The following is a 19,371-nucleotide window of genomic DNA, read 5'->3' as shown; positions in this document are numbered from 1 at the left end:
GCTGATGGTAGTGTGGCACTTGCCATGTGAGAGTAAGTCATCGCCAGCTTTTAAATACTAACACCCCTCAACTAACGTTGAGGGGTGTTTTTTATGCGCGGAAGAAAAGGAAATATAAGTCAATATTTAAAGAGTTGTGCTATTTTATCCTGATTAAATGTAAATAAGAAATAATATTAGGACTGACATGATTTTCCATACACTTTTATCAGCTATTGGAATTGTCTATTTAGGTTTTTTAGTATGGACGTGGTTGGAAAAACCTAAGCAACAATATCAAGCACCTAGAGTTATTCGCGAATGGATATTGGATGATCCTGAAGGGGAGCTGTATTTAGCTTCTATTACATCAGACCAAAAGGTGTGGTCTGCTTGTGGGCGATATGCAATGTCTTCCGGTTCAACGAGCACAACTTGGTCTGGCTTTTTAGCAGGGGATTTAAATGAGCTTGTGCGAACAACGATGGGGCAGAAAGTATTGGATGAAATGATAGAATGTCTTAAGCAGCAAAATCTAAAATAATTCTATGTTGTTCACATGTTTGCTAAATAGGCGGTGACAAGAACTCAATTCGAATAAATATTTATATTTTTGCTATTTTTTTGAACAAACAAGTCAGTTGAAAAGCTTTTTCCTTATATGCGTAAACATTGCTTTATGTTATAAATATTTTTATAGGCATGTTTTTTGCTTATCTTATAAAAGGAAAGACTATGAAATTATCTGTTGGATTGAAAGTTGCGAACAGTTTATCGTTGACTCCTCAATTACAGCAGGCGATACGTCTTTTACAACTCTCAAGTTTAGAACTCGAACAAGAAATTCAAATCCAGTTAGATAGTAATCCCTTACTTGAAAAAATAGAAGATATGGGAACAACGGAGAGTCTTTCCTCGCTAGAGGAAAAAGAGAATGGGGACTTAACCACTGAACTGAATGCCGATCATCTGCCGAATGATTTACCTGTTGATACTGAATGGGATGATATTTATACCCATCAATCGACTGCTTTGGCATCACCAGAATATGAAGAAAGAGAAGATAATCGTCAGGTACAACTAAGCCTGAAAGAACATATTTTAGACCAAGTCAATCTTTTGCATTTTTCCACTGTAGACAAGCTGATTGCATATTGCATCGTAGATTCTTTGGATGATAAGGGTTTTTTAGACGCAGAATTAGACGATATTTTACTCGCTGTCTCTCGTTTATTACAGGAAATGGAGAGTGAAGAAGAGGTTGAGCAAGATGAGATCATCGTTGTTTTAAAACATATTCAACGCCTCGATCCTATTGGTGTGGGCTCAAGAAATTTAGCAGAATGTTTGAAAATTCAACTAGAAACTTTTAATGACAAAGTTCCCTATCTAGCTGAAGCTAGAAATTTATTGAAATATTACGAGTTACTGATTTCGAATGACCTGAATAAGTTGTTAAAGCAAACGGGGTTATCTAAAGAGCAATTAAAAAGTGCCGTTGATTTGTTAAAAACTTTAAAGCCATATCCTGGACTGGAGTTCAATCAACAAGAATCTGAATACCAAGTCCCTGATGTAGTGGTGTCGAAGAAAGATCAACATTGGCAAGTTCAGCTGAATCCGGATGTATTACCTAAATTACGGATCAATTCTTTTTATTCAGGGATGATTCGTCGAGCTGACCAAAGTGATGATAACGTTTATTTGCGCAATCAAATGCTGGAAGCGAAGAATTTTATCAAGAGTATTGATGAACGTCATAAGACTTTGTTGAAAGTGGCGACCTGTATTGTAGAACATCAAAGAGCTTTTTTGGAGCAAGGTCCAGAAGCAATGAAACCTTTGGTGCTTCGTGATGTGGCAGAGGAAGTTGAATTACATGAATCAACGGTTTCTCGTGTGACAACCAATAAATATATGCTGACACCACGTGGTTTATTTGAATTGAAATACTTCTTTTCGAGTCATGTGGGAACAACAACAGGTGGTGAAGCTTCATCGACTGCCATTCGTGCAATGATTAAAAAACTCGTTTCGAGTGAAAATCCGCGTAAGCCTTTGTCGGATAATGCAATTGCTGAAATGTTGAAGAATGAAGGGATTGAGGTCGCTCGACGCACGGTAGCAAAATATCGTGAATCGTTACATATTGCCTCATCTTCTGAAAGAAAAGTCTTGATCTAAATTTGAAGGTGTGACTATTCTAGGTGTTCATTATTACGGAATAATGAATTTTTTTAATGATCACTAGAGGAATCGCTGAAATGATTTAATGGATGTTGAACCACTAATAATGTGCATTAAGTTTGCTTAAGCGATTTTCTTGTATCCTGAGAAAAAGGTGAGGGATAGAATTATGCAAATAACGATTCGTGGGCACCATTTAACCATTACACCAGCCATTGAAGAAAATATAAAAGAAAAGTTTAGTCAAATGACCAAACATCTAGATCAGGTCAATAGTATGCAAATCAAGCTGGCTAAAGATCATCAAATTGACAAACGTTCACACAAAGGTAGTGCAAATCATATCGCTGAAGCGATTATACGTTTGCCGGGGGTAGAACTGTTTGCACAGGCGACAGCCGATGATATGTATACTTCGATTCGAAAACTGACAGATAAATTAAAACGCCAGCTGGCGAAACATCGAAAAATTCAATGTTCGTATCAGCATGAATTGGCACTTTTGAGTTAATTTTTATTTTTATATAAGAGGCTTTTTGTGAAGCCTCTTTTTTTATTGATAAAAAAAGAAACTGCTTACTGAATTATGTGAAAAAGTTATAGTAAAATAGCTGGTTTTACACCAATGGTTGTATAAGAGGCCTTGTAATGAATAGTGAGCAGCTCACGCAAATTTTAAAAGAAGCTTTCCCTGAAGCAGAAGTAGCAGTGAGCGGTCAAGCTGGGAAATTTGACCTTCGTATTGTGGATGATCAGTTTGAAGGTAAGCGTACCGTTGCTCGTCAACAAGCCGTTTATGCACCTCTAAATTCTTATATTGCGAGTGGTGCAGTTCACGCTGTGACGATTCGCGCAATGACAAAAGACGAATGGCGCAAAGCAAGCCTTTTCGGAGCTTAAATATTAATGGATAAATTTTTAATTACGGGCGGTGTTAAGCTCGAAGGTGAAGTACGCATTTCTGGTGCTAAAAATGCAGCTTTACCTTTACTTGCAGCAATGATCCTTGCTGACTCTCCGATTACGCTCACCAATGTACCCAATTTAAAAGATGTAAATACATTGGTTAAGTTGATTGCTGGTCTTGGTGTGACCATGAGTTATGAAGGTGAAACGGTTTGTGCTGATGCATCAACATTAGATAACCAGTTTGCACCGTATGAACTTGTACGAACCATGCGTGCATCTATTCTAGTGCTTGGTCCATTGTTGGCGCGTTATGGTAATGCCAAAGTATCATTACCAGGTGGCTGTGCGATTGGTTCACGTCCAGTGGATCAACACTTAAAAGCTTTAGAAGCTTTAGGAGCACAGATTGAAGTTGAAAATGGTTATGTCCATGCTTCGGTTGATGGTCGTTTAAAAGGTGGTGAAGTTGTTTTTGATATGGTGACCGTTGGTGGTACCGAAAATATCTTGATGGCTGCTGCGTTAGCTGATGGCGTGACCACAATTCGTAATGCTGCTCGTGAACCAGAAATCACCGATCTTGCGCAAATGCTGATTAAGATGGGTGCTAAAATTGAAGGTTTAGATACTGATACGCTTGTTGTTACGGGTGTTGAAAGCTTACATGGCTGCGAATATGCTGTTGTTGCTGACCGTATCGAAACGGGTTCATATCTGGCTGCGGCGGCTATTACTGGTGGACGAGTTAAAACGACGCATACCGATCCTGCATTGTTAGAAGCAGTATTGGATAAGTTCGAAGAAATGGGTGCGGAAGTCACTCGTGGTGATGACTGGATTGAGTTGGATATGCAGGGCAAACGTCCTAAAGCAGTGAGCTTTAGAACATTACCGCATCCAGAATTCCCAACCGATATGCAAGCGCAAATTATGGCAGTCAATGTGATTGGTCGTGGTTTTGCAACGATTTCTGAAACCATTTTCGAAAACCGTTTTATGCATGTCCCAGAACTTTCACGTATGGGTGCTAACATCCAAGTTGAAGGGCATGATGCGGTGGTTACAGGTGTGGAAACACTTCAGGCTGCACCTGTCATGGCAACTGATTTACGTGCTTCATTTTCACTTGTTTTAGCTGCCTTGGTGGCTGAAGGTGAAACTCTGGTTGACCGCATCTATCACATTGATCGTGGCTACGAACATGTGGAAGAAAAATTGCAAAGTTTAGGTGCTCAGATTAAGCGAGTAAAAGGATGAATGACTTAAGAAACGATGATCCAAATTTTGACGTAATGGGCAATTTTGATCATGGTTTAACTTTAGCACTCAGTAAAGGTCGTATCTTAAAGGAAACATTACCCTTGCTTGAAAAGGCAGGTATCAATTTACTTGAAGATCCAGATAAATCACGCAAATTGATTTTTCCAACGACACACAAAAAAGTTCGTATTTTGATTTTACGTGCTTCTGATGTTCCGACCTATGTTGAGAATGGTGCGGCAGACTTTGGTGTAGCGGGTAAAGACGTATTGATGGAACATGGCGCACAACATGTTTATGAGTTGCTTGACCTGAAAATTGCCAATTGTAAGTTGATGACGGCGGGTAAAATCGGCATGGAACGTCCAAAAGGCCGTTTAAAGATCGCGACCAAGTATGTCAACTTAACTCGTCAATATTATGCAAGCCTCGGTGAGCAAGTTGATGTAATTAAGCTATACGGATCAATGGAGCTTGCACCTTTGGTTGGGTTAGGTGATTACATTGTCGATGTAGTGGATACGGGCAATACTTTACGTGCCAATGGCTTGGAGCCATTAGAAGAAATTTGCAAAGTTTCTTCACGTTTAATCGTCAATAAGGCCAGTTTTAAACGTAAGCAAGCCGTTTTAAATCCAATTTTGACGCAACTTGAACAAGCCATTAAAGCACGTCAAAACTAAGTTTTAGATGGAATTGAATAAAAAGGTCAGCTTCGGTTGGCCTTTTTATTTGAGTTTTTCTGGATTACGTAAAGAATAGATGCTTTGCAGTTGTTGCTGATCATTGAAAGCGAAAGTCAGTACCATGACACAACAATGGGTTGAGTCATAGAGTTTGAAACCAACACCACCATTAAGGTGGCACATTTCCCAAGAGAGTTCACTCCACGCCTTAAAAAGCAAGCGTTCAAAGAAACGCAATATAGCAGGTTGGCCGATGAAAGGCTGACGAATCGCTGAGACCTTACCACCGCCATCTGCTGCAAATTGGATATCTTCACTGAGTAATTGTGTTAATTGATCTAGATCATGTGAATGAATGGCGACTTTGAATGCATTGAGTAAGTTGATTTGCTGCTGAGTAGGATGATTTGAGAGAACATTAGGTTCATCTGAGATACGTTTTCTGCTACGGGCGACCAGTTGCCGACAATTACTTTGTTGCTCCCGAAGGATTTCCGAAATTTCAACATAGTCAAGATTAAAGATGTCATGTAATAAATAAGCTGCCCGTTCTTTGACTGAGAGCTTTTCAAGAACCAAAAGGAAGGCCGTAGAGAGCGAATAGTCGGATTCGATCGAGAGCGTTTCTATATGATGATAGGGTTCAGGTAACCATGTTCCGGTATATTCAGTTCTAGCTCGATGGTGAGCACGAAGTAAATCGATGCAGTGACGTGTGCATACTGTCGTCAGCCACGCTTGAGGATTGATAATATCTTGTTTAGATTGTTGTTGCCATTTTATAAAGATATCCTGCAAGACATCTTCAGCATCACTGGTTGTGCCTAACAGTCGGTAAGCAAGGCCGAACAGAAACGTTCGGCTTGCCTCAAAAAGATTTAAATCATGTTGGCTTATCATGTCTGGCGCTTTCATTGACGTTAATGCTGTGAAATTGCAATGCGGTTCCATAAATTAATCATGCCAATCAGTAAAGTTAAAGCTGAAATTTGTGCTTCATTGAAATGTTTCAACAGGGTCAAGCGTAACGGTTCATAATCGGTGAGCGTATGTAAAGTGGTCAATGCTTCAACCCAGGCAAGGGCTGCTTTTTCCTGATCAGTGTAATCATTGCAATGTCGCCATACCACCAAACGATCCAAGCGTGATTGTACTTCACCATCTGCCAAGGCTTCTGCAATATGCATCTTCACACAAAAAGCACAGCCATTGATTTGCGAGGCACGTAATAGAACAAGATGATAAAGCGAGCGAGCAAGCAGGTCCAAGTCGAGAATATTTTGATGAACCTGATAGAGGTGGTGAATTGATTCTGGTAAATGTTTTTTAGGATGAATGTTGAGCGTCGTCATTGTCGTGTTCCTGATTAAAATCAAAATAGGTACTTATTTGACGAGTCAGCCTTTTGCTTTGTGACACGGGACGTAAAATAATTTTTAACTTTTTGTTCTTGTTGCTTAAATATTTTGATTAAGCAAATAAAAGTAGAATGATGGGGTGATCGAAGAACTCATTCTTTCCCATTGATTTTTTTAGCCTACATTGTGCCCACAAGCTTACTGAAAAAGAGTAAACTTAGCGTTCTCTTTTTCGCCTTGTGGGTAAATTGATGCGACGTTTATCGACTCAGGATCAAAATTTTAAACAGACATTTGCTGAACTTCTAGCATTTGAAACGGTTAATGATCCTCAATTAATACAAACTGTAGATCAAATTATTGCTGATGTACGTCAGCATGGTGATGATCATGTGCTTAAATTAACGCAGCAGTTCGATCGACATCCAGCGCATCAATTCTCTGACCTAGAACTGACTCAAACACAGCTTAAAACTGCATTTGATGGTTTAAGTGTTGAAATTCGTGAAGCATTAGAACTTGCCGCAAAACGCATTCGTTCTTTCCATCAGGCACAAAAGCAGGAAGGTTGGACTTATGTCGATGATCTGGGAAATACCTTAGGTCAGAAAGTTACACCACTGGATCGTGTTGGAATTTATGTGCCAGGTGGATTAGCCTCTTATCCATCGTCGGTACTCATGAATGCTTTGCCTGCACATGTAGCAGGTGTTCCTGAAATTATTATGGTGGTTCCTGCGCCAAATGGTGAGTTGAATCCATTGGTGTTGGCCGCTGCCTATTTGGCAGGCGTGAGTCGAGTGTTTACTATCGGTGGTGCGCAGGCCGTTGCCGCATTGGCGTATGGAACACAAACCATTCCAGCGGTAGATAAAATTACGGGACCTGGCAATCGATTTGTCGCAGCGGCAAAACGTGCGGTGTTTGGCCAAGTTGGTATTGACATGATTGCAGGACCTTCGGAAATTTTAGTGTATGCCGAAGGTGAAAATAATGCTGAATGGCTAGCCATGGATGTATTGTCTCAAGCAGAGCATGACACCGTTGCGCAAGCCATTTTCATTACGCCAGATGAAACGCTGTTAAATGCAGTTGAAACCGCGATTGAAAAACATTTAACGGAATTGCCAAAAGCAGAAATTGCCAAAACGTCGATTCAAAATCGTGGTGCGTTGGTGCTGGTAAAAAATCGTGCAGAAGCGATTGAACTGATTAATCAGGTTGCACCAGAGCATTTAGAACTCTGTCTTGATGAGGCTGAATTGATGAGTCAGGAGATTCGTCATGCAGGGGCGATCTTTATGGGGCGTTATACACCAGAAGCCATTGGTGATTATTGTGCAGGTCCAAACCATGTCTTACCGACATCGGGGACGGCACGTTTTTCTTCACCACTTGGTGTGTATGATTTCCAGAAGCGTTCTAGCTTGATCATGTGCTCTGAAGAGGGTGTGAAGAGCTTGGCAAAAGCCGCGGATGTGTTGGCAGTGCAAGAAAATCTTGATGCCCATGCGCGCTCAGCCCGTTATCGTTACCAATAACCGATTCAAAGATTGATAGGGGCTGGTTAGCCCCTTTTTAGGATACATGAGAGTAGAACAATGACGTTTACAGCAGAACAAATGCGTTTTTGGAGTCCAGAGGTTCGTGAATTAGAGCCTTATGTACCAGGTGAGCAACCTAAGATTCAGAACTTACTCAAACTCAATACCAATGAAAATCCATATCCACCATCACCAAAAGTGGTGGAGGCTGTACAGGCAGTTTTAGTTGAACAAGCCGATGCCTTACGTCTATATCCAGATCCAGATGCAAACGCTTTAAAACAAGCGATTGCCAATCAACAACATGTTGATGTAGCTCAAGTGTTTGTAGGCAATGGTTCGGATGAAGTATTGGCACATATTTTTAAAGCTTTTTTTATCCAGAAAGAACCGATTCTCTATCCAGATATTACCTATAGTTTTTATCCTGTTTATAGTCAGTTTTTTGCAACACAAACCAAGCAGATTCCTTTGAATGAAAAATTCGAAATTGATGTATCGGATTATGAACAGGAAAATGGCGGCATTATCATCACCAATCCAAATGCACCAACCAGTATTGCGCTTGGTTTAGATGAGATTGAACATGTGCTTAAGGCGAATCCAGATCGTGTGGTTGTGATTGATGAGGCTTATGTCGATTTTGGTGCTGAGTCAGCGGTGCAATTGGTCAATCGTTATGAAAATTTAGTTGTTTGTCAGACCACTTCGAAATCACGTTCACTTGCAGGGTTACGTGTTGGTTTTGCGATTGCACAAGCACATTTGATTGCAGCACTCGAGGCAGTGAAAAATAGTTTTAACTCCTATCCAATCGATCGCTTTGCCATTGCAGCAGCCGTAGCTTCATTTGAAGATCAAGCTTATTTTGAAGCGCAATGTGCCAAAGTGATTGAGAGCCGAGAAAAATTGGTGGGTGATCTCACTGCTTTAGGTTTTGATGTATTGCCATCGAAAGCCAATTTTATTTTTGCCACACATTCAGAATATGATGCTGCTCAACTGGCTCAACAATTGCGTGAGCAGGGGGTTATTGTGCGTTATTTCAATAAACCGCGAATTAATCAATTTTTGCGTATCACGATTGGTACAGATGAACAAAATCAGCGTCTAGTGGATATACTGAAAACGCAAATTTTATAAATCTGTATTGAAGTTTACTGTTTAGAAGCCTGCCATGTATTGAGCAAATCAAGCATGGCAGAAATTTTATCAAAGCATTCCTGATATTCGGCTTCCGCATCAGAAGCGATGGTGATGCCGCCACCCGCCCACATGGATATTTGATCCTGATATTTTTGAATACTGCGAATCAAGATATTCCAACTGCCTGTGCCATCGAAATTAAAATAACCTAAGCTGCCACAATAAGCACCACGCGGTGCACCTTCTAACTCTTCAATAATTTGTATGGCACGAATCTTCGGTGCACCTGTGATTGAACCACCTGGTAGGGCAGATAAGAGCATCTGCATTGGATTGATTTCAGATTTTAAGCTTGCCGTGATTTCACTGACCATGTGATGAACTTGATTGAAACTTTCTATTTCAAATAGTTTGGTGGTTTTGACAGACCCTGTTTCAGCATAGACACTCAAGTCATTGCGGAGCAGATCTACAATCATAACATTCTCAGCCTGATCTTTTTCAGAATTACGGAGTTTGTCTTTTGAAATCTGATCTTGTTGTGGGTCATCAAAGCGCGGCATCGTGCCTTTGATTGGGCGTGTTTTTATTTGTCGATTGGCCTGAAATTCAATAAATAGTTCAGGTGAACAACTTAACAGTTCAAAATCAGCTAATTTAAGATAACCTGCATAAGGTGCGTGGGTCAGTTTCCATAATTCATCGGCACGGCTCAAAAGTGAACCTTGTGCTTGTGCGGTAAATTCTTGAGTCAAGTTAATTTGATAACAATCACCCGCTTTGATGTATTCCTGTACCTGATCAAAAGCACTTAAATATTCTGGTTTGGACCAACGCGGGCGGCATTGCTGGTCTAAAGAAAGTGCTGGAATTTGTTTGGGTTGATTGATCCGATCCAAAATTTCTTGATAAATATACTCAGCTTGCTCTTCATTACTATAAAAATACCAAGCATCTTCTTTAAATTTTAAAAAGCTTGAGTATCGTCCTAAGAAAAAATTTGGCTGTGGATGAGCATCAATTTCAATAAATTGGTTGGCACTGTAGTCATAACTAAAGAAGCCAATATAACCCCCATGAAAGCCCTTAGTATTGGTGGTATTAGAGGATTGATGGAATTTGCAGAACTCTAAAAGTGAAGCTGGATCTGATTTTATTTGATATTGATTGAAGTGTATTTGTTGAACTTGTTGCAGTTTAGAATTTTGAGAAATTAACAGTTCTTGGGGTAAAAAGGCGATGGTTGGCGTATTTTGGTCGTATAAATAGACCAATCCTGTTAAATCATAAAGGCGAGAAAGAAGGTCAAATGCAGAAGTAAGTTGTGTGTTAAGTTTTAGCTCAAAATAGGACATATAAACGGAAAGACTGATATCTACATTTGGAGAAAGGAATTGTACTACATCCAAAAAGTTCGGGCTGTTTTTTATCAAAGCTTATGCTGAACGTAGATAGAATTTGGGTTAGATTGCTTAGATAAAATAAATGATGTGTTTATCAAATAAAAAATAAAAAAGTGTTTTTGTTAACGCTTCTTATCAGAATTTTGACGTGATGAATGGTAAAACTATTCAGATTTGAATTTAGTGTAAAAAAAAGTCTTTGAAAAATACTCAATGATTACAATTTATTGTACTGCTTTTTTATAAAAAATGGAGTTGAGTGTTTTATATGCCGTTTGTCGGTTTGTAGCTAAAAAGCAGTTAACAGGAGTTGAACATAAAATAACAAACAGGTAATTTAGTAATTGCTAAGCGAACTACTCAAGGATTGGAAGTTCAAGTTGTCATTTAAGAATAAAACGACCGTGGACAGTTTAGAGTAGTGTAAGTCAAAAAATAAATGCTCTTGGGAGAGTGCTCAATGAAAATGTTTACTAAACTAGCTTTAGTTTCTTCAATGGCGATTAGCGCAAATGCAATGGCTATGCAGTCAATGGATGATGCTGCACTAAGCGCTGCAACAGGTCAAGATGGTATCAATATTGGTCTTGGTATTACATCTGTTACGATCGACAAATTATTAATTCATGATAATGATGGTTATGCTGACAATGGTGGTGCGACTGGTGCTGCAGGTGTAATTGGTGCAGGTGGTACCGCAACTGCTGGTGCAATCGTAGTTAACAATATTTCTATTACACCAAATACTGATAACTCAGGTGCTGAATTATTAGCTTCTCATAACTTGGCTGATTTAACGATTGATACAGATGCTGGTACTGCTGCAAATGGCGGTGCGTTCCTTAACGTTGCAGCAAAAGTATCTGGTTTGAATATTACTCTTGGTGAAATTGGTGTTTCTGCTTCTGGTACTGCAGGAACAACAAATATTCAACGTGGTAACGATGCCGCTAACTACAATGCAATCTTATCTGGTTTAAGTATTAAAACAGGTAAAATGGATGCGAACATTCAGTTAGGTGCTGCTCCTCAAGGTGCAATGATCAAATTAAACACTACATTAGCGAGTGGTTTGGAAATTACAAACCTTGGTATTTTGGATAAATCAACAATTGGTCAAACGACTTTAACTGGTGTTGCAAGTACTGTTGCTGGTGAAATTCACCTTGATAGCATTAAAGTGGCTGATCACGGTGTGAACAGCTTAAGCATTAATACTGACATTAGCGTAGTTGGTGAAAGTGCAGCAGCAGCGAATGATGGTTACCTGAAAATTATCAGCAAAGCACCTGCGACAGGTACTGATATTTATATCAAAGGTGTTCACTTAGGTAGCAAAACTGCTGGTTCAATTGGCGATGTAGAGATCCAAGGTTTAAAAACTACATATGCTGGTGGTAGCGGTGCAGCAATCACGATTTCTGGTCACTAATCAGTTATCAAACAAAAAAAGCGCATTTTGCGCTTTTTTTGTTTTTAAAATGAGGTTTATCAAAACTAGGTTCTGTTCACTAAAAGAAAAAACATTTGCTTCTTTATAATTTAATTTTAAGAGTTTGAACCATTTTTTGTTATTTTATGCATATAATTTTCTAAGCTTTTAACTCAAATTAACAGCTATAATTTATAAAATTTATAAGCACCATATAAATTATTGTTATAAAAATGTTTGCTTAAACGCAATATTTGTCAAATTGTAGCTGTAATAATAAAAAAAATAACATTCTGTCAAAAAAAACCAAAAAAAAGATGTATTTTCTTATAAAAGAAGGTATCTTCATCTTGCAGGGATGTAGTGTCATCGACACTAAAAATAAAATGAATAAGGCAAGTGCTGCCATTGTTAGAAAAAGAGACTTATGTTAGAGATCGCTTTAGGCTCGGCATTGATGTATTACTTTACAACGCAAGCCTTTGAAATAGAAAAAAAACCAGAGGGGTCTGTTTATTACACAGAAACCTTGGATTCTCGTTACCCTTCCTTTACTCGAAACCACCGTGAAGCTGTTGTTATTAAGCCCGCAGTGGAAAATCAGTTTAGAGGGATTGTACGCCAAGCTTATGATTATAGTTGTGGTTCGGCCGCGTTAACGACACTATTAAATGGTTATGGGGGACTGCGTTTAACTGAACAACAAACAATGAGCGGTTTACTTCAGTATGGCGAGTATCAACGGATTATTGAGCGCCGTAGCTTTTCTTTATTAGATATGAAACGTTTTGTCTCCGCTTTAGGGATTAATAGTGGAGGTTATCGTGGGGAGTTTTCAGATCTTATTTCATTAAAGCAACCAGCGATTGTTCCTATTACTTATGCGGGCTTTAAACATTTTGTTGTATATAAAGCATATAAAGATGGAAGAGTTTATGTTGCTGATCCAGCGTTAGGCAATATTAGTTTTGATGAAACTCGATTTAAGGAAATATGGGATAACAATACATTATTTATTGTGGATATTCCGCAGCAATATCAAAAGAGCTTATTAGCATTACAAGATGCCGATATGCGTCATGTTGAGGATGCAACAGTAAATCGGTATGCCCTTGCTGAAATTCAATTTCCAACGCAAAAGTTTGAACACCTTGCTGATAAAGCCTCAACAATGCGTAGAGTGTTGGATGCTGATCCTACTTCAGAAACTTATAACCAACCAATTACGACCTATATGCGCTTATATTACAAGCGGAAGTAAGTTTAGAAAAAATCAGTAAAATTAATGTAATAGGATGCAAAGTAAAATGAATCGTACATGGATGAATATGAGTGTGTTAGCGTTAAGTTTAAGCGCAATCACTTCAACACTTTACGCAGAAGAACAACAATCACCTGTCGAGCCTGTGATAGCAGAAGCAGATAAGGCATCGGTAGATGGGGCACAGGCAAATACAGTCGCTGCTGAAAATCCAGTGAGTCCAGTGGTTGAAGCTAGCCCCGTGAGTGAAAGTAGTCAGGCTGATCAAGCTGCAAGTGCTTTACAGAAAAAAGAAAGTGATGCTACGCAGGAAACAAATTTACAGGAAGTATTTACTTCAAATGAGCGTCAGTACTCTTTAATTAAGAAAGGCATTTTTTCATCTTATTATGATTTAGACTACACCTATTATCGAGATAGCCGTCTTGATCTAGCATTGAATGATAGCAATAGTTCATTATCTAGATTGCGTGTTGAAGAAGATGCAAACCATACTTTAACCAACACTTTTACAGTTCAGTACGGTTTATTGGACAATGTAACACTATCTGCTTCATTACCTTTTGTTGCGAAAAAAGAATTATTGAAAGACCAAACTACTGCTGGGTTAGGGGATATTAACTTTGGTGCACGTTGGGAACCTTTTCCATTAAAACAGGGCCGATTACCTTTAGTTCTGTTTGGTAGCTTATCGACTAAAACCGGCGATAGTCCTTATGAAGTAGGGGTGGATGAGCTATCAACCGGTAAAGGTTATTATTCTGTAGGCGCTGGGGCAAGTACCCGTAAGTATATCGACCCTGTTGTTCTATTTGCTTCTGTTTCAACCAGTTATGGTTTAAAAGAGTCTGGACTCAACCAATTGCGTGGCAGTCGAGTTTTAGAGAGTTTTGACCCAGGTTTGAGCGGTGGTTTCTCTTTTGGTTTTGCTTATTCCTTTAACTATGACGTGTCTTTGACCATGTCATATCAACAAAGCTTTAACACTGGCGCAAAATTCTATTTCGAAAATGATGAGAGTTATAAATCTGCTGACCAGAGTAGTGCGATGTTGTCATTTGCTTTAGGGGTGCGCGTATCTCCTGAAACAATTGTAAATGGTACTGTGGGAATTGGTTTAACTGAAGATGCGCCAGATGTATCACTTGGCCTGTCTTTCCCGCTTGATATCATAGGTTTTGGTAAAAAAGTTCGTTAAGGAGATGTAATAATGGTGAAAAACCTTAAATTATGTCCATTAACGATAGCAATTCTTTTTGCTGGGCTATCGAGTGCTACCCATGCACAACTCGGACAAGACTTATCAGTAGATTTACGTTCTTTAGCATTAGGGAATGCTGTAACCGCTGATCCACCAGGCATTAGTGCAGTTCACTTTAACCCAGCAGCATTGGCTAAGCTGGATGGACTGCAAACAGATGTACAGGGGATTCTGGCTAATTTTGCGATTAAAAGAGATTATGCAGCGCCAGCAGGTTATAACGTTTTTGGTTATTCGGATGATCCATTAGTCTGTAATGATGGTCCAGAAATCGATGCAAATATTTGTACCGATTTCAAAGGGACTGTGAGTGGTGATGTTGAATATGCCAGTATTTATGTTCCTGTTTTAAAGAAAATTGTAGATTTGGGGCCTAACTCACCATTGGTTGCTCCTACAGCAGGTATTTCATATAAACCACCAGGCTCAAAAGTGACTTATGCGACGGCCGTATATGCGCCGCTAGTTGCTGGTTTTGGGGCAGAAGATGGTAATCCCAGTAACTATATGGGACAACAGGTTGCATTAGAACGTATAACCTATTTATCTCCTTCATTTGGTTATCAGGTGAATGATCACTTATATTTAGGTGCTTCATTTGGCATGTCATATCAAGCCATTGCAATGAAAACTGATTTACGTTTCCCGAATGAACTCATTGGGGTATTGCGTATGGTCGATGAAGTTGTTTGTGGACCATTTAAACAGAATGGGGACATCATTACCGACCTTTTACTTTTTGGGATATGTAATGCCCAGGAAGGAATGGATCCTTTTAGTAAAGTGGGTTCTTTGGATGTTTCTTTAGAGCAATCATTGAGTCCAAGTTATAACTTGGGATTACTTTGGGAACCTACCGACGATTTTAGTTTCGGGATGGTGTACCAAAGTGAAGCAAAGATGCGTTTAAAGGGCAAATATTTAATTAATGTTGCCGAAGCACCACAACAATTAATTGCTGGATTGAACTCATCCGCTACAGGTCAAATTCTTGCTGCAATTTTAGGATTCCCAGGCTATGCACCTCCAGTGGAGTCTGGTTTACTTGCAATGGATTTTAAGTATCCACAACACTTTAAAGCCGGGATTAAATATAAAATATTTCCAGATTTACAAGTGAATTTTGATTTGGGGTGGACTGATTTCTCTGCTTGGGATAAGTTTAAATTTGAGTTTGATCGGCAGATTTCGCTGTTGAAAGTTGCGAAGCTTCTATCAAATGATGTCACAGACAGATCTCTTGCCTTACCGCTTAAATTCCAATCTTCGTGGCGTTGGGGGATTGGTTTAGAGTATTCTGCAACTGATCGACTGAAGTTACGTATGGGGTATGAACCGCGGACTAGTTCTATCCCCGATGATAAGCGAAATACGATGGTGCCGATTAACAATGCGCAATTATTCGGTTTAGGAATAGGTTATCGTTTTGATCAGGATACGGATTTAGATTTATCACTTGGTTTTTTACGCAGTCGTGATGATATTCCTGCAAACACAAGTAGCCTTTCAAACCAAACTGGCGTGAATAATCTTTTATTAAACCCTTATGCTGGCTTGAATGTAAAAACAAATACAAAAGTAACTTTACTTGGGATTAACTACAGAACAAGATGGTAATGCAAAAGAAAAAGACTCAACAATCGACACTTGCTATTTCATTGCTATTTTTGATGGTATCAAGTGCTTCGACTGTTTATGCAGATGGTTTTTATACAATTATTGGGCCAGATGGTCGTCCAATGGTTGTGCCTATGAAAGTTGCAAAAAAAGAACCAGAGCCTAATAAGCATACGCAACCAGTGAATAGTGAAAAGCTTCCTCCACCTATTATTCAAAATAATAATACTGAGAAGAAGATTCCACCGACACTTAATCAGCAAAAAGCAGATGATGTTCAGCAATTAGAATCTAAACAAAAGCAACTCAATATAATTCAGAAGGTTGAAGTTGTAGAACCTGTCCATTCACAACAGATTGTAGTGCCCAAAGTTATTGAGCAATCTACTATCTCATCTAAAAACAAGACGGTTGTTCCTACTGTTTTAGAAAAGTCCCTTCCTGCGAAAGTTGAAAAGCCAGCTGTAACTCAAGGAGCAACAAATACTTCGGTGATAGACAAACCGATTCTTGAGAGTAAAGCAATAGTTGTAAATAAATCCCAGATATCACAAACAAATATAGCTACACCTAAAGAAACTGATGTTTCGACTGGATTTAGTCAAGTTGATGGTGTTGATTATGTGAATAATGAATATTTAGAAAATCAAGAATTTAATCTAGACGGTAAAAAACGCTTTTACACTATGCCTGATGGTACAGGACGTTTGGAGACGATTGAACGAAAAAAAGGTGTTAGTCGTTCAGTCCTCGACAAGCTTTTAAATCGCTCTCAGCAATCCACAGCACCTATTGCGTTATCTAGTACTTATGTTCGTTTATCTAGTGAAGATTTGAAATCAGCATTTGAAAATGATCGTTGTTTTTTAGAGGATTATAAAAAATCCATAAAAACTCTGTCACTGAATAAGGATGTTGGTTTATGGCCACGCAAGCCACTTAAAGAAAAATTTGAATATGAATTGATAAAGTTAGATACCCCAATTCAATATATGCAAATTGACTCATATGCGTCGAGTAATGAAAAACCTGTCTATTATTGGCCTCTCATTGTATTTTTGGATGAAAAAGGTTGTATAGAAGAGGGTGTTAGTGGCTTCAAAAATAGTAAAACTGTTGGAACAGTGTTGCAACATTCTGCACTTCAAGGTGTGATAAAAATACCTCAAGATGTTCGTTATATCATGATGACGCCATTAGCATCGGCAGTCGATGTTTCTGAACAAGAACTCACGAATCAAGGACAGATAAAAATTTCTGTTTTACAGTAAGCATGGATAGGATTAACCAATGATGAACAAAAAAATATTATTGCCATTTGCTCTTTCAACATTGGCTATTTTTCTACATGGTTGTGGTGGTGAAAGTGCCAAAATCAATGAGGATCCAACAAAAGGTGTAACAGGAGTTACCTCAAATACCAGTTGTGATATTACGGCAACAGATTGTTTACAGTTTGTATTAGACTATCCTGTGGCTGGTCTAAACTTTGATTGTAGTAGTGATAAAGTCAATCATTTTGCAACGAAGTTAGATAGCAACGTGGTTACTGGTGCTTGTAAATTAGGAGATACGATTACTTTTTATTTACAGGGAGAGGGGAGTCCTCGAAAAATTAATCTAGGAACGATTCAGTTAGATAAAATAACGAAAATGAAAATGGGTACGCCAGCTCGGATTAGAATTGTTGATCTGGCAATGGGGTTGACTGGCAATACTCCAGCAAATTTGAGTATGAGTGATGATACGATCAGGGTAGCAATGGCTTTGGTTAAGATTTTTCAAAGCCAGAGTATTGTAGATGACCTTAATATTATTGGTGATATACAACCGATTGAGTTTACGCTTGAAAAGAAAAATACGCTTGTGAATCTAAGCAGAGATATTGGAGTCACTGAATTAAGTAGTGGCGCATATGCCGAGATTCTAAAACCGTGGTTAGATGTGAGTAAAATCAATGATGAGCAGGCATTCGCTGTCGTCACGCAATTACTTAATCTAAGTAATATGGGGGTATGGTATGCAGAATTACCTCTTTTCAAAGCTGGAAGTAATGGTGCGGTTGTTGAAGTGCCAAATGAGGGAAGTGGTGTATTTCCCGATGGCCTGTTTGGATGTAATAGAGAGCTTTATGCGGATTGTCTCAATACTAAGAATGGTAATGGCGCTAACTTGACACACTCGATGGGACGGTTTGAATTATTGACAGATCGTCAGGGATATATCATTGGTTATGGCCAACAGTGGAGAGGAAGTCCAATCATTACCAATGATGTTGTATCACCACCTATTGCATTACTTGGAACGACTAAACCAGATAAGTTGCAAGTTAATGCGCAAAAGGATTGGTTTAATCTAGTTAATCAAGAGGTTAATCCAAACCAACCGCTACGTTTCATATTAAATAATAATTCAGTCGAAGATGTGTTAATGACACAGGGTAAATTGATCAATGGAACAAATATTGCAAGTACAGAGGCAGTCTATCGACAATTAACCAAAGCTAAATCTACAGACCCGTTTAACAACGCAAAAGATCTAGGTTTATGGCAGCAAAGCGTAGCTGGTATCAACTATAAAGGTGTAACGGATGTCTTTAAGGTTAATCCAGCAAGTTATTTACCAAAAGATGTTTTTACAACGGAAGCAAACGTTCGATCTGGGCAGCGTTATGCATTTCCATTATATGCAACTTTGACTTTTAAATTCCAGGATACAAGTATTGCGCCAGTCGATTTAGGGATTGTGATCGATGAGCATGGTGATATTCGTACCGATATTAAAAAAGATGCAACTGCAACAGATATGTCGGGTAATTGTGCTAAAGCAGAGTCACAGACAAATGGTACATTTATTGATGAATACGGCGTAACTCAATACCGAGTGGGTACTACTGGTGGTGCACTCTATTCAGCAAATGACAAATCGATTACGGTACGTATGATTTTCGCAAATCCAAAGTTTGGTGCTATTGACGGGGTACTGCTTGGCTTGAACTTTACTTCAATAAACGGGCAGAATAATATCAGCGGTGCGAAAATTAATGTACATAATTTATTAAATGGTCAAGCAACGGGAATTAATCTTACCAATTTTTCAAATAATACAGTTTCTTGGTTGAATAATTATGGTTTATATCTGACTACTTATATTAATGTTTATGATAAAGAAGGTACTGATAAAAGTAAGTATGTTGAACCAACAGCTCAAGAACGTGCAATTGCGAAAGGTAATCAAGGAACAGCGAGTATTCGCATTGCAGACCAAAAAATACCTGCTTGTAATGCCATTAAGATAAAATCTTAAGTAAGTATAAAAAGACCGCTTC

General features: G+C 38.8%; 17 protein-coding genes. 14 read left to right on the top strand and 3 right to left on the bottom strand.

Features of this window, described 5'->3' with window-relative positions; translation table 11 throughout:
* Nucleotides 1-187: 187 nt before the first annotated feature.
* The 6 genes from MMO42_RS13055 (at nt 188) to hisG (ending at nt 5,018) form a co-directional block, all read left to right on the top strand.
* On the top strand, nt 188-523 hold the full coding sequence (locus MMO42_RS13055) for a hypothetical protein (RefSeq protein WP_241320819.1): 336 nt from the start codon (nt 188-190) through the stop codon (nt 521-523).
* A 191-nt stretch (nt 524-714) separates the two neighbouring features.
* On the top strand, nt 715-2,163 hold the full coding sequence (locus tag MMO42_RS13050; RefSeq protein WP_005191413.1) for an RNA polymerase factor sigma-54: 1,449 nt from the start codon (nt 715-717) through the stop codon (nt 2,161-2,163).
* Between the two features lie 172 nt (nt 2,164-2,335).
* A complete protein-coding gene (gene raiA / locus MMO42_RS13045; RefSeq protein ID WP_004655596.1) occupies nt 2,336-2,677 on the top strand; it encodes a ribosome-associated translation inhibitor RaiA in 342 nt (113 codons plus the stop codon).
* 137 nt (nt 2,678-2,814) lie between these two features.
* Nucleotides 2,815-3,066: a BolA family iron metabolism protein IbaG gene (gene ibaG, locus MMO42_RS13040; RefSeq protein WP_005151378.1), complete on the top strand. Its 252-nt coding sequence runs from the start codon at nt 2,815-2,817 to the stop codon at nt 3,064-3,066.
* 6 nt (nt 3,067-3,072) lie between these two features.
* On the top strand, nt 3,073-4,332 hold the full coding sequence (murA, locus tag MMO42_RS13035) for a UDP-N-acetylglucosamine 1-carboxyvinyltransferase (RefSeq protein ID WP_241320818.1): 1,260 nt from the start codon (nt 3,073-3,075) through the stop codon (nt 4,330-4,332).
* Nucleotides 4,329-5,018, top strand: a complete 690-nt coding sequence (gene hisG / locus MMO42_RS13030) for an ATP phosphoribosyltransferase (protein WP_241320817.1) — start codon at nt 4,329-4,331, stop codon at nt 5,016-5,018. Before murA ends, hisG begins: the two co-directional genes overlap by 4 nt.
* A gap of 45 nt (nt 5,019-5,063) precedes the next feature.
* Here hisG and MMO42_RS13025 read toward each other — a convergent pair whose 3' ends face one another.
* Together MMO42_RS13025 and MMO42_RS13020 are read right to left on the bottom strand one after the other, a co-directional pair.
* Complete coding sequence (locus MMO42_RS13025) at nt 5,064-5,936, bottom strand: sigma-70 family RNA polymerase sigma factor (RefSeq protein ID WP_241320816.1); 873 nt, start codon at nt 5,934-5,936, stop codon at nt 5,064-5,066.
* 5 nt (nt 5,937-5,941) lie between these two features.
* Nucleotides 5,942-6,373, bottom strand: coding sequence for a carboxymuconolactone decarboxylase family protein (locus MMO42_RS13020; protein WP_241320815.1), 432 nt, complete (start codon nt 6,371-6,373; stop codon nt 5,942-5,944).
* A gap of 257 nt (nt 6,374-6,630) precedes the next feature.
* On the opposite strand from MMO42_RS13020, the gene hisD reads away from it, so the two are divergent.
* Nucleotides 6,631-7,920 carry a histidinol dehydrogenase gene (hisD, locus tag MMO42_RS13015; protein ID WP_241320814.1) on the top strand — a complete coding sequence of 430 codons (1,290 nt, stop codon included), beginning with the start codon at nt 6,631-6,633 and terminating at the stop codon, nt 7,918-7,920.
* A gap of 60 nt (nt 7,921-7,980) precedes the next feature.
* Nucleotides 7,981-9,066 (top strand): histidinol-phosphate transaminase, encoded by a 1,086-nt coding sequence (gene hisC, locus MMO42_RS13010; protein WP_241320813.1) that lies wholly within the window; start codon nt 7,981-7,983, stop codon nt 9,064-9,066.
* Between the two features lie 14 nt (nt 9,067-9,080).
* On the opposite strand, the gene MMO42_RS13005 is transcribed toward hisC, so the two are convergent.
* Nucleotides 9,081-10,424: a chorismate-binding protein gene (locus MMO42_RS13005; protein ID WP_241320812.1), complete on the bottom strand. Its 1,344-nt coding sequence runs from the start codon at nt 10,422-10,424 to the stop codon at nt 9,081-9,083.
* 508 nt (nt 10,425-10,932) lie between these two features.
* Here MMO42_RS13005 and MMO42_RS13000 point away from each other — a divergent pair.
* The 6 genes from MMO42_RS13000 (at nt 10,933) to MMO42_RS12975 (ending at nt 19,349) form a co-directional block, all read left to right on the top strand.
* Nucleotides 10,933-11,904 carry a DUF6160 family protein gene (locus tag MMO42_RS13000; protein ID WP_241320811.1) on the top strand — a complete coding sequence of 324 codons (972 nt, stop codon included), beginning with the start codon at nt 10,933-10,935 and terminating at the stop codon, nt 11,902-11,904.
* Between the two features lie 427 nt (nt 11,905-12,331).
* Nucleotides 12,332-13,165 (top strand): C39 family peptidase, encoded by an 834-nt coding sequence (locus MMO42_RS12995; RefSeq protein ID WP_241320810.1) that lies wholly within the window; start codon nt 12,332-12,334, stop codon nt 13,163-13,165.
* A 46-nt stretch (nt 13,166-13,211) separates the two neighbouring features.
* On the top strand, nt 13,212-14,363 hold the full coding sequence (locus MMO42_RS12990) for a hypothetical protein (protein WP_241320809.1): 1,152 nt from the start codon (nt 13,212-13,214) through the stop codon (nt 14,361-14,363).
* Between the two features lie 15 nt (nt 14,364-14,378).
* Nucleotides 14,379-16,043, top strand: coding sequence for an outer membrane protein transport protein (locus tag MMO42_RS12985; RefSeq protein ID WP_241320827.1), 1,665 nt, complete (start codon nt 14,379-14,381; stop codon nt 16,041-16,043).
* Nucleotides 16,043-17,314, top strand: a complete 1,272-nt coding sequence (gene filE / locus MMO42_RS12980) for a putative pilus assembly protein FilE (protein ID WP_241320808.1) — start codon at nt 16,043-16,045, stop codon at nt 17,312-17,314. The genes MMO42_RS12985 and filE overlap by 1 nt, the downstream gene beginning before the upstream one ends.
* A gap of 19 nt (nt 17,315-17,333) precedes the next feature.
* On the top strand, nt 17,334-19,349 hold the full coding sequence (locus tag MMO42_RS12975; protein WP_241320807.1) for a hypothetical protein: 2,016 nt from the start codon (nt 17,334-17,336) through the stop codon (nt 19,347-19,349).
* The last annotated feature ends 22 nt before the right edge of the window (nt 19,350-19,371 follow it).

Source organism: Acinetobacter sp. ANC 3882 (genome assembly GCF_022549545.1).
Lineage (GTDB): Bacteria > Pseudomonadota > Gammaproteobacteria > Pseudomonadales > Moraxellaceae > Acinetobacter.
This window is presented reverse-complemented; position numbering and strand designations above follow the sequence as displayed.

What these genes read in the sequence shown, in the direction of transcription:
- filE (WP_241320808.1), top strand. Translation starts at nt 16,043, where the DNA reads ATGCAAAAGAAAAAGACTCAACAATCGACACTTGCTATTTCATTGCTA.
- hisC (WP_241320813.1), top strand. Translation starts at nt 7,981, where the DNA reads ATGACGTTTACAGCAGAACAAATGCGTTTTTGGAGTCCAGAGGTTCGT.
- MMO42_RS12975 (WP_241320807.1), top strand. Translation starts at nt 17,334, where the DNA reads ATGATGAACAAAAAAATATTATTGCCATTTGCTCTTTCAACATTGGCT.
- MMO42_RS12995 (WP_241320810.1), top strand. Translation starts at nt 12,332, where the DNA reads ATGTTAGAGATCGCTTTAGGCTCGGCATTGATGTATTACTTTACAACG.
- ibaG (WP_005151378.1), top strand. Translation starts at nt 2,815, where the DNA reads ATGAATAGTGAGCAGCTCACGCAAATTTTAAAAGAAGCTTTCCCTGAA.
- hisG (WP_241320817.1), top strand. Translation starts at nt 4,329, where the DNA reads ATGAATGACTTAAGAAACGATGATCCAAATTTTGACGTAATGGGCAAT.
- murA (WP_241320818.1), top strand. Translation starts at nt 3,073, where the DNA reads ATGGATAAATTTTTAATTACGGGCGGTGTTAAGCTCGAAGGTGAAGTA.
- MMO42_RS13050 (WP_005191413.1), top strand. Translation starts at nt 715, where the DNA reads ATGAAATTATCTGTTGGATTGAAAGTTGCGAACAGTTTATCGTTGACT.
- MMO42_RS13020 (WP_241320815.1), bottom strand. Translation starts at nt 6,373, where the DNA reads ATGACGACGCTCAACATTCATCCTAAAAAACATTTACCAGAATCAATT.
- MMO42_RS13055 (WP_241320819.1), top strand. Translation starts at nt 188, where the DNA reads ATGATTTTCCATACACTTTTATCAGCTATTGGAATTGTCTATTTAGGT.
- MMO42_RS13005 (WP_241320812.1), bottom strand. Translation starts at nt 10,424, where the DNA reads ATGTCCTATTTTGAGCTAAAACTTAACACACAACTTACTTCTGCATTT.
- MMO42_RS13000 (WP_241320811.1), top strand. Translation starts at nt 10,933, where the DNA reads ATGAAAATGTTTACTAAACTAGCTTTAGTTTCTTCAATGGCGATTAGC.
- hisD (WP_241320814.1), top strand. Translation starts at nt 6,631, where the DNA reads ATGCGACGTTTATCGACTCAGGATCAAAATTTTAAACAGACATTTGCT.
- raiA (WP_004655596.1), top strand. Translation starts at nt 2,336, where the DNA reads ATGCAAATAACGATTCGTGGGCACCATTTAACCATTACACCAGCCATT.
- MMO42_RS13025 (WP_241320816.1), bottom strand. Translation starts at nt 5,936, where the DNA reads ATGAAAGCGCCAGACATGATAAGCCAACATGATTTAAATCTTTTTGAG.
- MMO42_RS12990 (WP_241320809.1), top strand. Translation starts at nt 13,212, where the DNA reads ATGAATCGTACATGGATGAATATGAGTGTGTTAGCGTTAAGTTTAAGC.